Here is a 16980-nt window from a genome sequence, read left to right on the forward strand (position 1 = left end):
AAAGAGGCGTTCTTTCCGCAAAAATCCCGCTTATATCTAAATTAAAAACTCAGAAGCGTATCGAATTCGAATTTGTTTCTATTTTATCATTGAAAAGAACTTTCCTATCTTTAGAGTAACGTTTGTTTGGAAAAAAAATATAGATTCAAATAAGACGAACACTAGAGATCTTTAAAAAACAGGTTTATTAAAATTATGGGTGAAACCGAATCCATCTGGAACAACGTCCTCCTCAACTATTATTCATTCGGAAGTCTACTATCCTTTTTAACTTCCATGCTCATCTCGGGTGTTTTCCTTTTTATAGATAAGAAAGTATCGAGCACCAAACATTTGGCCTTTGGCGCTTTCTTACTCGGCATATTCCAATTTGGTTATGTTTTTGCGGCGGTTCTCTATCATCCTTTTGCGGCTTATCACCGTTGGATCACGGCCGGTTTGATATTACCGGCAATTCTTCATATCGGCCAATTTGTCGCTCGTTACCCGGAGAATGAAAATCCAAAATTCAATCTGATTACTACGATCGTACTTTGGGTCGTCGCCATTGGTTCTGTGGGTTATTTCTGCATTTCCACTTACAATGGTCCGGTTAAATATCACTTCACGGCGCATCACTGGGATTTTAACGCTGAGAACGTAAGTAGAACGATCGCGATCATCATATTTACTTATGTTTTTATCAACTTCGTTGCGATTCCGATTTGGAGGATTACCGTTTTGAAGGGGAAGTCGCGATGGATCATCTTCGGATTTATGCTGTCCTTCCTTGTGGGAGGAACCGTTCCTGTCGTCGCAAACCTGTTGAGCCGAGACGGTTATATCGAAAGGTCGATCTACCTTACTTCGATCGTGCTTCTTTTTATGGCGGCGTTCTTTATCATTCTTATCTTATATTTGAATTTTTCCGTGGAAAAAACTTCTTTTATGCTCAAGATCGTCGGGATCACTTTCGTAACGGTCTTGATTATCATGCAGGCGCTTGTTTATATTTCCAACCAAGACAAAGAATCCGAATACGACACTCTGAGTCAGATTCACATGGAGCGCGCATTGGAAGGAGGAGCGGTCGAAGACGGCATTTCTTATATTATCAAATGGGATCAGGGTAAGAATTCTTTCGATAAGTCGAAGTATGATCCGAACATTCATCCGGACGAAGAACAGCTTACAATCGATTTCAAGAACACACTTTTGTATGAAAAAATTTTTAATCTCAAAGAAGAAGGATTTCGCGAGTCCGTGATTCGACTTGTCGAAAGTTCGCATGAGAATTTCGGCGGTTATCGTTATTCCATAGTAAACTTTCTAAAAGAACATCCTGACGTGGAAGGCGCCGCACTCAAAGCGTCGCTTAATAAGGAATTATCCAGACTGGGTTTGTATGTATTTGTCGCTTCGAATAAATTGGATAATATCTTTCCAGAGGATTTTTGCGCAAAGGGACGAAGTTATCTGGATGGCGCTAAAGAAGTTAAGATGTTTCGAATTTCTTTGGAATATCGCTGGAACTTTTGTAAATGGGACGGAAAAACGGTGACCCCCGCTAAACTTAAGGAAGAAGTCCTCAATTACTTTCGTCCTTTTGTCCCTTCGCTTACGAGATATTATCGTAAAAAGGACGTTGGCGATCACAGCAATCATTACATTGGATTTATTAAATACGATTCTCAGAACGATCGGGTGAGTGAGGTAGGATTTTCTTATCGGGCATATCGCCAATTTATGCATCCGACCGCGCTAAAACAGATCATAGTCTTAGGCGTTGTTATCGTTGTGATCATTCTTCTTTTTCCTTTGTTTTTTAGAGGAAGTCTTGTTTCACCTCTAAATGACTTGTTGAGCGGGGTTGAAAAGGTAAACGACGGAAGTTTGGAAGTTCAGGTTCCGATTCGAGTGAAGGATGAGATTGGATTCTTAGCCGATTCCTTTAACAATATGGTGACGTCGATTCGAGACGCGAGGAAAGAACTCCAAGACTACGCGGAACATCTAGCTCTCAAAGTTAGTCAGAGAACGGAGGAACTTTCGGAGAAGATCGACGAGTTTCAAAGACTTAAGATTCAGCAGGACGGGGATTATTTTTTGACTTCTCTTCTTGCAAAACCTCTCAACTACAATGCGAGTAAATCTCCCAAAGTTTCGACGCATTTTTTGCTAAGACAAAAAAAGCAATTCGAGTTTAAGGGAAAACGCGCGGACCTCGGCGGCGATATCTGCGTGACCGGTAATTTGCGTTTAGGAGTCCCTTCCAACTTCAAACGTTATATCTTCGCGATGAACGGAGATGCGATGGGTAAATCCATGCAGGGCGCCGGAGGCTCGCTTGTTATGGGAGTCGTAATCAATTCCATTCTTGCACGCTCGGCGGCAAATAATCGAATCTTGGACATTTCTCCGGAACAATGGTTAACCGAAACGTATGAGGAAGTCAACGCGGTCTTCAAATCCTTTAACGGAAGTATGGTGATATCCGCAACGGTATTCTTAATCGAAGAAGAATCCGGTAAAGCCTACTACTTTAACGCCGAACACCCGTTTACGGTATTGTATCGAGACGAACGAGCAACATTCCTAGACACCACGTTAAACCTCCGAAAGATAGGATTGGAATCCGAATATCCTTTCAAAGTATTTACTACGACCTTAAGAGAAGGCGATGTTTTGATTCTTGGCTCCGACGGTAAGGACGACCTGGATCTAACTCCGGATAAAGATACAAGATCCATTAACGAGGATGAGACCTTATTCTTAAAAAGTGTGGAAGCCGGTAAAGGCGACATCGATCTGATCGAACATCTAATCTATAAGAACGGCGAAATCACCGACGACCTTTCCCTATTAAGAATCGAATATGGGATTCGTACCGAGGAAGAATCGAAAGTTGATTTGTACGATTCCGATAAAACGGAAACGAAGTCGGCGTTTGACGAGATTCCGGATTGGAGCATATCCTATTCTCACGCGCGTCAATTATATAAAGACGGAAATATGAAAGAAGCGATCGACGAACTTGTGGATCTTTATTCTAAAACTCCCGAAGATTCCAAAGTGATTAAACTTTTGGCGCTTCTGAGTTTTAAGGATAAAGACTATGTTAAGGCGGTTGAGATTCTCGGAAAGTATTTGGAACTGGATCCCGAATTGAGCGAATATTGGTACTATCTTTCCGTCGCTAATAAGAAGTTAGGAAGATTTTCAGAAGCGATCACCGCCTCGGAGAAAGTGGCATCTAAACAACCTGACAACGCGAATAACTTAGTGAACCTCTCCGATTTATATCGATTGCAGCAAAAATATACCGAAGCAAAGGAATTCGCAGACAAGGCTTTGATTTTGGATCCTCAAAACGAGAGTGCAAAGAAAATTCTAAAGAAGATTGAGAATCATGTTTGAGAAAAAACGGCGGAGCGGGAGAGAAATCTCCCCGTTTTATCCGGAGAGATTTGATTGCAAAAAGGATCGAACGGTTTCTAAGATTTAGAAACCGTAAACTTTTGTTTTTATTTTACTCTTGTCCAAGTAGATTCTTTACCGATCATCATGAAACCGACTTTGTAGCCGCCTTTGAGATCTAAAGTATCAGCATTTCTTAAAGTAAGTCTTCCGTCGTAAGTTTTGCCGCCTTTCGGATCGTAAACTCTACCGCCGGTCCATACTTGTTCTCCTTCATAAGAGAATCCGGTAAGAAAAACGAGACCAAGCGTCGGACGAGAACGAAGACTTTCGTCTTTATTGTTATTGTCCAATTTTGGAGTCCCCGGAGTTCCCTCGGTGCTTCCTGCAGGATAAAGAGGTTCTTTCAGCCAAACGATTTTTCCGCAAATCTTAGCTCCGCATTTGTGAACGTCCACTTGAGCGTCTTTTTCTTTATTCCACCATTTTCCAAGGATTGCATCTTCTTCACCTGCAAATACAGGCGCAGAAAGAAATGCAAAAGCAAGAAAAATTGCGATAGATCTAAATCTGGTCATTCCATTCTCCAAAAAAGTGTTTTGAGGTCAAAATTCTGGAGTGATAACGGATAAAGTCAACAAAAAAGAAAAGAATTCTATTTCTCGAAATCTTTGTATAACATCGAAGGTTGAATACCTTGATTAGCCTGATATTTACCGGAAGAATACTCCGTTATTTGTCCTTCCACAGTATGATAGAAAATTTGACAAACTTCCACACCGGGATAAACGATCAAAGGTTGGATCACGGAAATTTCAAGGGTCCAAAATCCTTTAAAACCTACGTCTCCGAATCCCGCAGTTACGTGAACTAACATTCCCAGACGACCGATCGAAGAACGTCCTTCGAGCATCGGTACTAAGTTATGCGTCTCCGTAAATTCTAAGGTTCTTCCTAAATACAAAACTCCCGGTTTTAATAAGAGACCGGATTCGGGAATGATAATCTTTTCCGCAGGGTTAGGCTTTTTCATATCCAAAGGAAGTTCAGTATAAACCAAAAGTTCTTCGTGAAGTCTTAGATTGTAAGAATTTGGATTGAGAAGTTTTTCAGAATAAGGAGTGATAACTATGTCTTTGCCGATGCGTTTCTGAATTTCTTGTCCTGTGAGAATCATTTATTTTCCTTTGAAGATCGGTTTTCGTTTTTCTTGAAACGCTTTGAGCGCTTCCACCCGGTCTTCTGTCTTTAAGGTCTCGTTATAGTATTTACTTTCAGTCTTGAGAGCCGTTTGTATATCTTGACCATAACCTTCCGTAATTGCTTTCTTTGCAAGCTGAAGAGCGATAGGAGCAGAATGAGAAGCGATTTCCTCGGCTAACATTTTCGCGGCGGGAAGAGAAGAATCATGCCAGATAGAATTTGCCAGTCCATAATTCAGCGCAGTCTCTGCGTCGATCGTCTTTCCGGTAAAAATCATTTCTTTGGCTTTTGAAATTCCGATTCTTCGGGGAAGTCTTTGTGTTCCTCCTCCTCCGGGAATAATTCCTAAACGAGTTTCCGTCAGACCGATGCGGATATCGTTTTTGAGTAGAATAAAGTCGCAACAAAGTGCGAGTTCAAGTCCGCCTCCGAAAGCGTCTCCGTCAAGAGCTGCGACGGTCGGATAAGGAAAATTCTCAAGTTCCAAAAAACAGTTTTTCAATCCCTCTAAGAATTGGGTCACTTCCTTCGGAGACATACCGACTCTTTCTTTGAGATCCGCACCGGCACAAAAAGAAGGCCCGATTCCTCCCAATACCAAAGCTCGTATCGACGGATTCTCCTTTGCTTTTAGGATCGAGTCGTGAAGAGTCGTCAAAAGCTCTTTGCTGATTGCATTTCGTTTTTCCGGTCGATTGAGAAGTAAGACCGCGATTTCTTTTTCCGTAGAGTAGATGACAGTGGGGGATTCGCTCATTTCAGGCACCATTTTTCAGGCAGAATAATTCTTGCCGAAACCTTTTTGTTCCGATAAACTAGGTGCCCGTCGTAAAATTTTCAAGCCAAGTAAGGTTATGCTACATAAATCGACAAAATTTTTTCTGATCCTTTTTTTTCTTTCGTTCGCTCATTGTAAGGAAAGTAAATCCAATAACGAATTATTTGCCGGCTTAGGAATCGGAAGCCCAGTCATTACTTCCATCGATCCGCCCGCCGGTTCTCCTCCTCAATCAACCGACGTAGCTTATACAGGAACTCAAATTACGATCACCGGCAGGAATTTCACTCCGAACTCCACCGATACGATCGTGAAATTCAACGATCTCGTAGGAACGATTTTTTCGATTACAACCACTGAAATCATTACGACCGTTCCCGCCGGAGCCAAGGCCGGTTTTGTAACGGTTTCAAAAGCGGATGGCGCTTGTGATACCGTTTACGGGACGGATGGTTACAACTGTTCCGCCCGTAGATTTTACATAGATTGTTATAAGGCCTATGGAAATATATACGGAGATGAAACCGCGGTAAACTATCCGGATTCTTCTACCGTTAAATTTACGGCTGATTTCGGGACAAAGGCTTTTCGCTCCAATCTTCGAGAAACCGGAGGCACAATTCTTACGTTAGAATGCGATAATTTAGTCGCCGTGAAATATTTTACCAATGGTTGCGTTGCGACCGACAATGGAACTTTGGCCGCTCCGGTTTACAATCCAACGATCAATTTCACAGATAATTATGCGGTTCAATATTTTATTACTTCCGCAAAGGGAAGTTGTAAAATCAGCTTCCAATAAAAAATGTTTGGTTTTTTTTCGAGATCTGCTAAAGTTCGAATAGGAGTTGTATCATGAAGGTAGTTTCCTCAGTTCAGCTTGGACTTCCAGAAAAAGGAGTCAGAGATACAAGAAAAATCCCGAAAGAAGAAGGGATGGTTCGCGTCGAGCCGTATGAAAATAAGCAGGCTAACGTTTCAGATAAGAGGGCTTTTGCAGTCGAAGCTGGTCAAAACGGGGATTTCTACAAGGTAAAGGGTACTTTCATCGATAAGGTAGGCTGAACCGGGAGAAAACGGTTCTGATCCTTAGAGAATAAAAAAGCCTCTCAAAGAGAGGCTTTTTTGTGCGCGGATATTTTTAGAAAAAATTAATCTTTATAACTGATTTCTAAAACGTTTCCGGATGGATCGAGGAAGTGGAGGAATTCTCCGGCGCTATTCGTTTCCGGACCGCGAACGATGGAGATTTTGTTCTCTTCCAATTCCGCGATTGCTTCCGTAAAATCATCCACATCTAAAACGAAACTTAAAACTGGAATTTTGCTCTCTCCAAGAGAGTTTTTAAAACCGGAAATCTTCTGAAGTTTAATATTGATCGAATCGAGTCCCATTACAACGTATTCGCCCGATTTCTCATCTACCGATTCAAAATCGAATATATCAGAATAAAACTTCGCAGAGGCTTCCGGATTCTCCGCAGGTATTAAGAAATAGTCGATTCCTTCAACGATAATCATGGATCAATTCCTGTTTAAACTTTTTCGTCATTATGGAAGGAAAACCTGGATTGTCTATTTAAAAACGAAAACCCGATCTGAATGTGATAGAATTTCAATGGAAAGTTCGTTTTAGTTATTTTTCACCGATTTCAAAAAAGTGAAACAACCGAGGATTCGGTTTTCCAATCTTCCAAATAAAAGCGTCGAGAATATAATGGGTAAATTGCGGTAAAAAGAGCGCGGATGCCAAAAGAGCGGTCACGAATTCAGGAAGTTCAACGGAATAAAAGCTCGCGTTTTGAAAGATTTGAAAATGATCTTTCCAAATAAAACTGTCCCAAGCCCATTCCTCCGCAAAAGAGAATAAAAATAAAATTCCTAAAAAACAAACGAGAATCGTAATCCAAGACTTGGATCTAAAAATTTCCCATTTCATTTCGCTCGGATTTTGGATCACATAATAGAAGAGCAGAAAAATATAAGGAATACCGTGATTGATTACGTTAGTGATCGTAAAAGAAAAATCGGAATTAAAATACACGATTCCAAAATACCAAACAAACCATGTATTGACAACGAGTAGAATCTTTCCTAAAGGAAGGGACTTATATCTAATAAAGTAATAGATATGAATCACTAAATACAAACTTAACCAAATTTGCTGTAACCAGAGTAAGGCGGTTGCGATGCTCGGAATCGGATACGTCCAAAAGTCACCGTCCATAAACCAGGAGAATTCCCTTTTTTGATCCGTGAGATGCCAATAAAGAATCGGAATTCCTCCCGTTGAATAAATCGTAATCTTATCAAGAATAAACGGAATTTGAATCGGATCGCTCTTCATTCGGTAAAGGGCTAAAAAGCCGAATTGCTGCCGGATAAAATGAAAGACCGCGACGTAAGCCATAATTCTCCAAAACCAAATCGAACCGAAAGAATAGAGAAAGACGGAGAATAAAAAACAAACGATAGGAACGGTTATCAGAAGAGTTTTTTTCTCCCTCCATTCTTCTTCGTTGAAATAGGATCGAAACAAAGTGGAATAAACGTGAGCCACGTCGATTAGGAGAACCGTACAAAACCAAATCCAAGGATTGATTTCAGTGGGAAGTATATTCCATTCTTTTAAAATGATTAAAAAGAATACGGAAAGAATCCCCGGAAGAATGATAAACGACATGTCTAAAACCGGGTTGAAGATCCAGCCCTTAGATTTCACAATCTTTGTTCTCCTAAAATCTTCATAGCGGCGTGATTTCCGCGAATCAACGCTTCTTCAAAAATGGAAATTCCGCTCAAGTCTGAATGAGCGAAGTGAAGATTAGGATAAGAAATCGCAAGAGCTTCCCGTTGTCCTCCCCAGATCAAACCGGGCACGGGTCGAATCATCGCGTGCGCGTAGGTCATGACGTCGATATTTTGAATCCTTTTTTCAATGTCGGGATGCGCCTTTTTTAAATCGAATAGGATAGAATCTTTCCATTCGGACCAGGAAGTTCTCATCATCTTCTTTCGAATAGAAACCGTATCCTTCTCGCCGAACGCCCGATAATAGGTAAGGACTGATTCTTCTCTTCCTGCGCGCAGATCCTGATGCGTGGAAACGATATAACCCAGAGAAGGGCTTTGGTAGATCACGTTATCCCAACAGGGTGGGATTCCTTTTCCGGTCGGAATCCGGTCGACGGAAAGATTGGCGACCAACCAAGGAGAATACGTAAGTCCTTTTGTGACGTCCGATTTTTCACCGAGAATATATTTACGCGTGAAGGATGGAAGCGCGTAGACGATCGAATCGCAATGAATGACTTTCTGTTCCTTTGTTTCGATCGAATAAACCTGAACCGTAAATCGAGATTCTTTCGAATCGGAAGGAAGGACTTTTTCGACGAGAGTTCCAGTTTGAATTTTGGAAGAGATCGGAGTTCGGAGTTTATCGACCAGAAAGCCGTTCCCCTGAGGCCATGTAAGCAGAGTTAAGTCTTCTCCGCTTTCGTCTACCGGTCGGGAACAAAAATAATGGAGCCCTATCCAAGCTGAAATCGTATCTATCGAACCCCCAAAATCGTCTCGAACTGAATAATCCAAAAACCAAAAAAGTTCCTTGGTTCGAAATCCTTGTTCCTTAATATATTCAAAAAAGTTAATTCTGTCTAATTTTAGAATTTCCGGATCTCGAGATGAAAGATCGATGGGAATCGTAAACGCTTTTTTACCGTCGCTGCCTCGTTTGATTCTCCACTTTCGTATCCATTCCTTAAATTTACGTTCTTCTAAACCGGCGTTTGATTCGGTGTTTCCGCCGGGGAAAAGGCCTTCGTTCCATCTTCCTTGATAGAAGATTCTTTCCTCCGGATCGAAGCAGAGATAACGTTCGTCGTAAACGGGTTTGCCTCGATTGTCACGACCGACGATAACTTCGCTTTCCTCTAAAAATTTGCGAACGAGAACGGCTTCTTCTCCCGGTTGTGGAAGATAATGGGCGCCCCAGGGAAAGGCTCCGATTGAATTCTTACCGGATCTAGAATTGCCTCCGGCTTCCTCCTCCAATTCCAAAATTTTAAAATCGGCAAACCCTGATTTATGAAGATAATAACCGGAACTCAATCCGGAGATTCCGCTTCCAAGAATCAAAACTTTAACTTTTTCCGAAACGTTTCGATTTTTATTCGAGCCGAGTTCGTGCTTTAAGTTCTCGCGAATTCTATGTCCAATCTCTCGATCCGGGCCTATGATTTTTCCGGAGATTCTATGTCTGAACTTTAAAAAAGAAAATCCGCCGATCACCGCGGAAATACAAATCCCCAAAATCGTAAGAAAGGATCTTCGTGAAATGAGTTCTTGCTTTTCGGTCATGCTCGATTGGAAGATTAAAGGGAATCTAATTTAGCGCAAGGAAAAATGAAGGAAAAGAATTGCCTTCGGTGTCGGAAAGATTCTTTTGCAAGGAATGGCTCTTTTTTTAGATTTTGATAATACACTTTTCGATTCCGTCTCGATATATGAGTTTTCCATTCAGGAACTTTTCAAGAGAGCGAAAGAATACGGTTTCGTTTCGACAAAAGAGTTCGCACAATTATACGAGGTTGCTCGCAAAGAAACGAAACTCGAGCTTTCGGATTCTCCGGCAAATCGTCTTCGTTTGATTTATTTTAAAAAGATATGTCTTAAGAAATGGGGAAATTTGAATCCGAAGTGGATTCTAAAATTGGAAAAAGATTATTTCCTTTTTTTTCAAAAGGGAATCCAAGTTTTCAAAAAAAAATACGAGAAAGAATATAAGGAAACATTTTCTCTTTTAGGACAGATATCCCAAAAACAAAAGATTCTATTTTGCACGAACGAAAACCTCAGAACTCAGTTGATCAAAATGAACGTTTTACTTCCTAAGAAGTTAAGATATGACGTTCTGAGTTCGGAAGAAGTCGGTATGGAAAAACCTTCCGAACGATTTTTTTTGAAAGCGATGGAACTCGTAAAAGGGGAAACTCCTGTCTCTATGATCGGAGATTCTTTAAAGGATGACGTGGAGGGCGCTTTGCGTTACGGAATTCCAGCGATTCATTTGAAATCCGTGTTTTCCAAAAAACAAAATAAGCTGGAAGAAAGAAAAATCGTTCTTACCGAAGTTCCCAAAAAGAACGAGTATTCTTATTTAGAAACGAACGATCTTCGTATCGCTCTGAAATTATTTCTTTAAAATGGCGAATAACGTATTATTGAGATTCAAAGTTTTAAGACTGAGAAACCAGATCATCTTCGTCGCATAATAGTAAGTCTTTTTAAAAAGAGTACCGAGGTTCCCGCCTCGACTTCCGGAAACGGAGGCAATCGGTTTTAGGATCGTAAATTTGCAGTCTTTAAAGCCTGTTTGACTGGAAAGCATTTTCATCGTTCTTTCAGTGTAATCGTTGATATGATCTTTCGCTTCGAGATAATGTCCGTTAGGTTTCATTCCTTTCAGCAGAACTTTCAGACGAGCCTTAAACAACTGAACCGGAAAGTTCGGGGTTTGCAAAAAAAGAATTCCACCCGGTTTTAAAAGAGAATGCAAATATTCTAATAAACTGTGAGGTTTCGGGATGTGTTCTATAACGTCCCAGAGTGTGATGATATCCAAAGAACCTTTGGCGATTCCTGAGTTTTGAACGATTCCAGGGAAAACGTTTTTGAGTCCGTTTTTTTCTTTCGCAAACTGAACCGCTTTTTCCGAAATCTCGTATCCGATCGCTTCCCAACCCGGTTTTTGGTCGCCAATTCGTTTCACAAAAAATCCAAGTCCGCAGCCGACGTCTAAAATTTTTCCCGTCGGAGCTTTTAAGAATTCATCGATAAAGTCCTGATAAATTTCCCTGTGAGCGTTGTCCCACCATCCGAGATCGTAAGAAGAATCATCGTCCCAGTAGCCTTCATAGTGTTCTTCTTGTTCGTATGTGGAGAATACATGTCCGCAGTTCGAGCAGCGGACGATATCGATTCTATTCTCGACAAATACGGTGAAATTTTGAGTGCTCGAGCAAAGATAACAGGTTTGATTCAAAGAAGCCCCCAGGCCGATGACCGGATTTTCAATGTCTCCGGGTGAAGCCTGAAAAGCCAGAAAAAAGTAGAGTCCTTTTTCTTGTTTTTGAATTCCCCCGAGAAGAGTCTAAAAAAAAGATAGAATTCAGTTTATCACCAGGAGTTCCCGTGACCGCGCTTAAATTTACGAAAATGGAAGGAATCGGTAACGATTACGTTTATATCGACGCCACTCAAACGGACGTTCGTCTCTCACCGGAACAAATTCAGAAACTTTCCGATCGCAATTTTGGAATCGGAAGCGACGGAGTTATTTTTATCCGGAATTCCAAACAGGGCGATTTTATGATGGATATGTACAACTCGGACGGAAGTTCTTCCGAGATGTGCGGGAATGGAATCCGTTGCGTTGCGAAATATATCTACGATCACGGTTTGACAAATTCTAAAAATCCGAAGATCGAAACCGGGGCCGGCATCTTAGAAGTGGACCTGAAGATCGGAGCCGGAAATAAAGTGGATCTGGTAAGCGTGGATATGGGAAAACCGATTTTAATTCCTTCCAAAATCCCGGTCCTCTGGAAGAACGAAGAAACCATTATCGATCAGGCCTTGGAAATCGCCGGTAAGAGTTTAAATTTTACCGCAGTGAGCATGGGAAACCCTCACTGTGTGATCTTCGTCGACGATTCCGATCAGTTTCCCGTGAGAGAAATCGGTCCCTTGATCGAAAACCATTCTTTCTTTCCGAAAAGGGTAAACGTAGAATTTGTTACCGTAAGAGGCAAAGATCATCTTTATCAAAGAACCTGGGAACGGGGAGCGGGGGAAACATTGGCTTGCGGAACGGGGGCCTGCGCAGTAATGGTTGCGGGCAACTTGACGGAGAGATCCGGTAAAGACGTGAAAATCGACCTTAGGGGCGGAACTCTTCGAATTCAATGGCAAGAATCAGGTCATGTTCTGATGACAGGTCCGGCTCGCGAAATCTTTTCAGGAGAAGTAGAAATTTAGAATATTCTAAATTTCTTAATTAAGCGACGTCCGCTTTTTGAAGTGCTTCCATTCTGAGGCGGACTTCGGTCGAAAGTTTTTTGAGATTGTCTTCCAGTTTTCCTTCCAGATAAGGTCTGTGATCGATTTTCGGGCCGTAGAGTACTTTTACTTTTTTGTAAATCGATCTTCTTTTGATATCGCAGACTTCTTTGGGCATTCCCATAAAAGAACGAACGAGAGACGGAATTGGAATATCCGAATAACTTTCTTCGATTGGCACGATTACGGACGGAAGAATATCGACCTTATTTCGAATCGAGAACGCCGCGAAGCCGTCGTGGAATTTTACCATCGGGCCTGAAAAATCGTTCTTAACCATATAATCGTGGCCTTCCGGAAAAATTCCGAGTACGCCGTCTCTTTTAAAAACCTGCTGCACCATCTTGATGCTCGCCATCGAAATTTTGCCGTCGATTGCCATCGGAATTCCGCCGGCGAGTTTTGCTAAGTCTTTGAAAATAGGAATTCGAAAGGTATAATCCGCGGCGATCCAAGAAATATAACGTGGAAACGTATAAGAAAGAATAAAAGGATCCATGTCCGATCTGTGATTGCTTACAAGAATCACTTTTCCTTCTTGGACTATGTTTTCCGTTCCATACGCGTTTATGTTAACGGCGAAACCCAAAAAAGGAGCCACAAACTGCTTGAGTCTTAAATATGTCTGCGCTTCCTTTTCCATGATCTTCTCCCTCGTTCTATACAATGAGGGAAGTCATTTTATTCCCCCGTAAAAATAGACCACCATTTCTTTTTTTCCTCCGGAGAATTTGTATTTCTCGGATCGGAGGCGGATTCTCTTCCATAAGATCGATCACCGCCTAAGTCTTGAGGCCGAATCGAATCCCTTCTTTTTCTGGCGCTCTGCGGAACGGAACGTCTTAATTCTTCCAGCTCTTTCTGAGCCGAGGCGCTGGACTTGATATAATTTCTAATATCGGCCCATTCGGGATCGTGTTCGTTCCCGTAGACTGCAAAATTCATAAGATCAATCGAATCAAAGTCAGGCATAAGAGCTTCTTTCCAGGCGTATTTTTTTATATTATAATAGATCGGGAAATTTCCCGCAATCTCATATAGTCTCCTTAGGGGAAGGAATGTGGCAACAGGTTTTCATAACGAAACTTCTAAAAAATGTTAAGAAGTTGCAGAATACTTTTGAATTCTCGATTTTTCGGCTTCAAAGGATTTGGGTCGGAATATCGGGAATTCACCTTGAATGAACGGCCAAAAAAACGGACAAGAATTCCTAAACTTCTTTTTGTTTTTTCAAGGGAGTTTCTGAAGATCGGCTTTCCCGAGACCGAAAGTACTATCAATGGGGAAGAAAGAGAACGACTTGGGAAAACGACATAATCAAAAAATAGGGGAAGTTGTGCAAAACGAAAGATGGAATGAAACCCAAAAAGGAAAAATCGTCCAGTTTCCAAAAAAGAGACTTTGGAATACGGAAAAAATAAGAAAACTCTGCGAAAAATTATTTTTCTAACAAGCTTGGATGAAAGGTGGATCGGATTTTGTCTTTTTTTTTAAATCAAAGAAATGCCTTCCGAATTTCTAAAAAGTTGGGATATGATCTTTTGAAAGAACGAATATTCTTTTAAGTAAGTAAAAAGAAATGGAAATATCGAAAGAAGACTATTCCGTCGAAACGGAAAAGAATCGGGGAAGAATTAAGATCTCCGGAACACTACGTTTGCTCAATGTCGAAGAATATGAACCGATCATATCTCTAATCGAAACGATTCTGGAAAGCGCGGGCCGCGGAAAAGCGATCATAGATATAAAAAATTTGGATTTTTTAAACAGCGCAGGTATCGCAAGCATTTCAAGATTTGTCGCGGGATATAACAAAAAGAATATCGGCAATATCGAGATTCGAGGAAATAAAGACCGATATTGGCAGATTAAATTTTTGGAAAATTTAAAAAAACTCCGCTCCGAAATCAAAACAAGTTTAGAATAAATAAATCAAGAAGTGAGGGCTTTCCTTTTAATTCTTTCCACCTCGTTTAGATCCAAATAAGCCCTTACCGTAATTTCATACGTTCCAAAAGAAACGTCGTTGATTAAGAATCCCAAACGAACCGGAAAATCTTTGGATAAAAGTAAAAGCCCGATTCCGGAGTTCACCTCTTGTGAAGAGGATTCTTTCAATTTGCTCAGATAAATTTCATCGGAGTTTCGATTGATCAAAGAAGAAATAGAATTCTCCAATTTATTTTTTGAAATTTCGTCCGTTGAATTTTTGATTTCGATTTTTAGAATTTCGGAATAGTATTTCAGATCTAAAAGAATTTCCCCCTTTCTATCTTTGGAAAATTTCGCCGCGTTTTCAATGAGTTCGTTTAACACAATGGAGATTGTATTGGCGGAATCCGGATCCAATTGTTCTGGAAAAGAGCAAAAATTGGAAATATAATCGGCGGTCAAAGAGCAACGTTTCCATTGAACCCGCAGATCCATAGGTCTCAATTTCAGTGAGAATTCGCTTTCGGGGGGAAGAGAATCCGGTATCAGATTGTAATGTCCGTATTTTACTGGATAACTCATAACGTTTGTTTGGACGTCTAAATCCGAAGATTTCAGTTTTCAAAATTGAAACTTCAATTCCGAGATAAGAAAGTAAAAAAATGCCCTTGGTAAAAAAACAAAAGTCTCTAAAAGAGGGTTCTTAAATTCTCCAAATATTTCTCCCACCCGGACTCTCCTTCTGCGGGAGCCCAAGCCGCAAAATCCTTGTCGGTAGAAGGGTTGTAAGGACCCGATTTCCCTTCAAAACAAATCGCATTCTCTGAAAGACAAACGAGAGTATGATAAACTCCCGGCGCGACATCGATCCCGTAGGACGGTCCTTCCGCGCTCAGTCGATGGGTTTCGAGGAGAGATCCGTCGTCGTTAAAAAGAATAAATCCCAAACTTCCCCGTAATACAAGAAAGGTTTCGGGTTTCGGGGGAGACTTATGTCTATGAGCCTGAATGTAAGTGTTTTTGGTAAGGACGTTTAGAAATCTTTGATAGACTTCTGAGAGTTCGTGAAAATTGTGATTGGCCCTTCTGCGGGGAGAGGCGTCGGCTTTTTCCAACACCTCTTGAAAAAGAGAATCTGTGATTAGTTGTTTAAGCGGTCTGGAGGAGGTCGAGTCTGGATTCACAGTACTCAATAAGATAGGATTTGCACGCAGTGCAAGTATTTCCTGCGTTCACTCTTTCCATAATTTCTCTATAATCAATGCCTTCCGATTTCGCGGTTTCCACGATCGTTTCGAAAGCTACTTGTGCGCAGTGACATTTTTCCATCTGATACCAACTCGTTCCTTAGGGTTCTTATACAGTGTAAATGAGACTCAGTCTTAGTGTCAATTCGTACACTTGGTTTTTTATATTTTTTTGAAAAATAAAAAATCGGAAAGGCCCGTTATCATATTTTACCGAATAAAGCCCTTGGAAGCGGAGTAAGAGCGGAAATGCAAGTTTTGGAGAATTTGCTTCCGATTCGAAAATGAATGGCTTGAACGATTGATTTTGTCGGAAATTCTTTCGGAATGGGTAGTAAACTCAACAGAACGGAAAGCGTTCGTAAACAGAAAGAATTGAGGACTTATATCCTACCTGAATTAGGAAAAAGTCCTTGGGAAGATGTTCTTTACGAACCTCTGGAGAATCTGATTCCAAAAAATTTGAGTTACCCGCACCGACACGATTTTTATGAAATTTTGATCGTTCGATCCGGAAGCGGAAAGATTCGAATCGATTCTAGAGAATATTCTTTGTCGGCGAATAAAATGTTCTTTTTGACTCCGTACCAGGCGCATCGATCCGAGTGGAGTTCCAAAGCCCGTGGTTCCGTTTTGATGTTTAAAGAATCGTTTCTTCTTGCGGATTCCAATTCAAAGGGTCCGTGGGAATATCCCTTTTTCCATTCTTTGGAGTCGACGCCTGCATTAGATTTTTCTAAAATACCATCCATTCTAAACGTGATTTCCCTTTTTGAAGAGGAATGGTTTAGAGAACAGGATTCCGATCGGAATCTCTTACGGAATTATTCCGAAATTTTGATGATTCATGCGGAACGTTCCTATAAAGAATTACCGGGAGGAATTCCGTCTAAAACGAGTTCTCTCGTTCGAAGGTTTTTAAAGTTGGTAGGAGAATCCCCGAACGCCTCGAAGTCGGTTCGAAACTACGCCTCCAAATTATTGGTCACTCCGGGTCATCTGAACGACACCGTTAAAAAAGAAACAGATCGAACCGCTTCGGAGTTTTTAAAGGAAAGAATCAATCTGGAAGCGAAACGTCTTCTCGAACACACGGACGCAAACGTCTCTGAGATTTCCGTTAAACTCGGGTTCAACGACCATTCTTATTTTATACGTTTTTTTGATAGTGTCCTTAAAGTTTCGCACAAATGAGAACTTGAGAAGAGCTCTCCTCACACGATCAAGCCATGAGCTTTAAAGTTTTTAACTCTTTTAATTTCTCCATGTCAACATACTTTTTAGTTCCCCACTTAGTTGATGCAAC

Annotated in this window: 19 protein-coding genes; 7 read left to right on the forward strand and 12 right to left on the reverse strand. The window is 41.0% G+C overall.

Going from position 1 to position 16980, the window contains the following annotated elements; all coding sequences use genetic code 11:
- The first annotated feature begins 195 nt into the window (after positions 1-195).
- On the forward strand, positions 196-3396 hold the full coding sequence (locus CH376_RS17210) for a SpoIIE family protein phosphatase (RefSeq protein WP_100788233.1): 3201 nt from the start codon (positions 196-198) through the stop codon (positions 3394-3396).
- Positions 3397-3503: 107 nt separating this feature from the next.
- Here CH376_RS17210 and CH376_RS17215 read toward each other — a convergent pair whose 3' ends face one another.
- The 3 genes from CH376_RS17215 to CH376_RS17225 form a co-directional block, all read right to left on the reverse strand.
- On the reverse strand, positions 3504-3974 hold the full coding sequence (locus CH376_RS17215) for a DUF2147 domain-containing protein (RefSeq protein WP_100788234.1): 471 nt from the start codon (positions 3972-3974) through the stop codon (positions 3504-3506).
- Positions 3975-4051: 77 nt separating this feature from the next.
- The gene (dcd, locus tag CH376_RS17220) at positions 4052-4573 is read right to left on the reverse strand and encodes a dCTP deaminase (RefSeq protein WP_100788235.1); all 522 of its coding nucleotides are present in this window, start codon (positions 4571-4573) and stop codon (positions 4052-4054) included.
- Positions 4574-5356 (reverse strand): enoyl-CoA hydratase/isomerase family protein, encoded by a 783-nt coding sequence (locus tag CH376_RS17225; protein WP_100788253.1) that lies wholly within the window; start codon positions 5354-5356, stop codon positions 4574-4576. It abuts the gene before it with no gap.
- 97 nt (positions 5357-5453) lie between these two features.
- On the opposite strand from CH376_RS17225, the gene CH376_RS17230 reads away from it, so the two are divergent.
- A complete protein-coding gene (locus CH376_RS17230; RefSeq protein ID WP_100788236.1) occupies positions 5454-6179 on the forward strand; it encodes an LIC10067 family putative lipoprotein in 726 nt (241 codons plus the stop codon).
- Between the two features lie 53 nt (positions 6180-6232).
- Positions 6233-6442 carry a hypothetical protein gene (locus CH376_RS17235; protein ID WP_100788237.1) on the forward strand — a complete coding sequence of 70 codons (210 nt, stop codon included), beginning with the start codon at positions 6233-6235 and terminating at the stop codon, positions 6440-6442.
- Between the two features lie 86 nt (positions 6443-6528).
- On the opposite strand, the gene CH376_RS17240 is transcribed toward CH376_RS17235, so the two are convergent.
- The 3 genes from CH376_RS17240 to CH376_RS17250 form a co-directional block, all read right to left on the reverse strand.
- Positions 6529-6897, reverse strand: a complete 369-nt coding sequence (locus CH376_RS17240; protein WP_100788238.1) for a VOC family protein — start codon at positions 6895-6897, stop codon at positions 6529-6531.
- A gap of 115 nt (positions 6898-7012) precedes the next feature.
- Complete coding sequence (locus tag CH376_RS17245; RefSeq protein ID WP_100788239.1) at positions 7013-8098, reverse strand: hypothetical protein; 1086 nt, start codon at positions 8096-8098, stop codon at positions 7013-7015.
- A complete protein-coding gene (locus tag CH376_RS17250; RefSeq protein ID WP_100788240.1) occupies positions 8095-9735 on the reverse strand; it encodes an NAD(P)-binding protein in 1641 nt (546 codons plus the stop codon). The genes CH376_RS17245 and CH376_RS17250 overlap by 4 nt, the downstream gene beginning before the upstream one ends.
- 94 nt (positions 9736-9829) lie before the next feature.
- On the opposite strand from CH376_RS17250, the gene CH376_RS17255 reads away from it, so the two are divergent.
- The gene (locus tag CH376_RS17255; protein WP_100788241.1) at positions 9830-10579 is read left to right on the forward strand and encodes an HAD family hydrolase; all 750 of its coding nucleotides are present in this window, start codon (positions 9830-9832) and stop codon (positions 10577-10579) included.
- Here CH376_RS17255 and CH376_RS17260 read toward each other — a convergent pair.
- Positions 10568-11419 carry a class I SAM-dependent methyltransferase gene (locus CH376_RS17260; RefSeq protein ID WP_100788242.1) on the reverse strand — a complete coding sequence of 284 codons (852 nt, stop codon included), beginning with the start codon at positions 11417-11419 and terminating at the stop codon, positions 10568-10570. The two genes, CH376_RS17255 and CH376_RS17260, sit on opposite strands and share 12 nt — an antisense overlap.
- Before the next feature lie 149 nt (positions 11420-11568).
- On the opposite strand from CH376_RS17260, the gene dapF reads away from it, so the two are divergent.
- Positions 11569-12414 (forward strand): diaminopimelate epimerase, encoded by an 846-nt coding sequence (gene dapF / locus CH376_RS17265; protein ID WP_100788243.1) that lies wholly within the window; start codon positions 11569-11571, stop codon positions 12412-12414.
- Between the two features lie 19 nt (positions 12415-12433).
- Here dapF and CH376_RS17270 read toward each other — a convergent pair whose 3' ends face one another.
- Both CH376_RS17270 and CH376_RS17275 read right to left on the reverse strand, forming a co-directional pair.
- Positions 12434-13138, reverse strand: coding sequence for a lysophospholipid acyltransferase family protein (locus tag CH376_RS17270; RefSeq protein ID WP_100788244.1), 705 nt, complete (start codon positions 13136-13138; stop codon positions 12434-12436).
- 38 nt (positions 13139-13176) lie between these two features.
- Positions 13177-13467, reverse strand: coding sequence for a hypothetical protein (locus CH376_RS17275; RefSeq protein WP_100788245.1), 291 nt, complete (start codon positions 13465-13467; stop codon positions 13177-13179).
- Between the two features lie 607 nt (positions 13468-14074).
- On the opposite strand from CH376_RS17275, the gene CH376_RS17285 reads away from it, so the two are divergent.
- A complete protein-coding gene (locus CH376_RS17285) occupies positions 14075-14422 on the forward strand; it encodes a slr1659 superfamily regulator (RefSeq protein WP_100788247.1) in 348 nt (115 codons plus the stop codon).
- A 5-nt stretch (positions 14423-14427) separates the two neighbouring features.
- On the opposite strand, the gene CH376_RS17290 is transcribed toward CH376_RS17285, so the two are convergent.
- From CH376_RS17290 to CH376_RS17300, 3 genes are all read right to left on the reverse strand, one after another.
- Positions 14428-15009, reverse strand: a complete 582-nt coding sequence (locus CH376_RS17290) for a slr1658 superfamily regulator (RefSeq protein ID WP_100788248.1) — start codon at positions 15007-15009, stop codon at positions 14428-14430.
- A gap of 107 nt (positions 15010-15116) precedes the next feature.
- Positions 15117-15650 carry a WbuC family cupin fold metalloprotein gene (locus CH376_RS17295; RefSeq protein WP_243398281.1) on the reverse strand — a complete coding sequence of 178 codons (534 nt, stop codon included), beginning with the start codon at positions 15648-15650 and terminating at the stop codon, positions 15117-15119.
- A complete protein-coding gene (locus CH376_RS17300) occupies positions 15577-15756 on the reverse strand; it encodes a hypothetical protein (RefSeq protein WP_100788250.1) in 180 nt (59 codons plus the stop codon). The genes CH376_RS17295 and CH376_RS17300 overlap by 74 nt, the downstream gene beginning before the upstream one ends.
- A 245-nt stretch (positions 15757-16001) precedes the next feature.
- On the opposite strand from CH376_RS17300, the gene CH376_RS17305 reads away from it, so the two are divergent.
- Positions 16002-16868: a helix-turn-helix domain-containing protein gene (locus tag CH376_RS17305; protein ID WP_100788251.1), complete on the forward strand. Its 867-nt coding sequence runs from the start codon at positions 16002-16004 to the stop codon at positions 16866-16868.
- Positions 16869-16980 lie beyond the last annotated feature (112 nt).

The sequence above is a fragment of the Leptospira adleri genome, from assembly GCF_002811985.1.
Lineage (GTDB): Bacteria > Spirochaetota > Leptospiria > Leptospirales > Leptospiraceae > Leptospira > Leptospira adleri.

Coding starts and splice junctions, on each gene's coding strand:
- CH376_RS17210 (WP_100788233.1), top strand. CDS start 196: ATGGGTGAAACCGAATCCATCTGGAACAACGTCCTCCTCAACTATTAT.
- CH376_RS17215 (WP_100788234.1), bottom strand. CDS start 3,974: ATGACCAGATTTAGATCTATCGCAATTTTTCTTGCTTTTGCATTTCTT.
- dcd (WP_100788235.1), bottom strand. CDS start 4,573: ATGATTCTCACAGGACAAGAAATTCAGAAACGCATCGGCAAAGACATA.
- CH376_RS17225 (WP_100788253.1), bottom strand. CDS start 5,356: ATGAGCGAATCCCCCACTGTCATCTACTCTACGGAAAAAGAAATCGCG.
- CH376_RS17230 (WP_100788236.1), top strand. CDS start 5,454: ATGCTACATAAATCGACAAAATTTTTTCTGATCCTTTTTTTTCTTTCG.
- CH376_RS17235 (WP_100788237.1), top strand. CDS start 6,233: ATGAAGGTAGTTTCCTCAGTTCAGCTTGGACTTCCAGAAAAAGGAGTC.
- CH376_RS17240 (WP_100788238.1), bottom strand. CDS start 6,897: ATGATTATCGTTGAAGGAATCGACTATTTCTTAATACCTGCGGAGAAT.
- CH376_RS17250 (WP_100788240.1), bottom strand. CDS start 9,735: ATGACCGAAAAGCAAGAACTCATTTCACGAAGATCCTTTCTTACGATT.
- CH376_RS17255 (WP_100788241.1), top strand. CDS start 9,830: ATGGCTCTTTTTTTAGATTTTGATAATACACTTTTCGATTCCGTCTCG.
- CH376_RS17270 (WP_100788244.1), bottom strand. CDS start 13,138: ATGGAAAAGGAAGCGCAGACATATTTAAGACTCAAGCAGTTTGTGGCT.
- CH376_RS17275 (WP_100788245.1), bottom strand. CDS start 13,467: ATGCCTGACTTTGATTCGATTGATCTTATGAATTTTGCAGTCTACGGG.
- CH376_RS17285 (WP_100788247.1), top strand. CDS start 14,075: ATGGAAATATCGAAAGAAGACTATTCCGTCGAAACGGAAAAGAATCGG.
- CH376_RS17290 (WP_100788248.1), bottom strand. CDS start 15,009: ATGAGTTATCCAGTAAAATACGGACATTACAATCTGATACCGGATTCT.
- CH376_RS17300 (WP_100788250.1), bottom strand. CDS start 15,756: ATGGAAAAATGTCACTGCGCACAAGTAGCTTTCGAAACGATCGTGGAA.
- CH376_RS17305 (WP_100788251.1), top strand. CDS start 16,002: ATGGGTAGTAAACTCAACAGAACGGAAAGCGTTCGTAAACAGAAAGAA.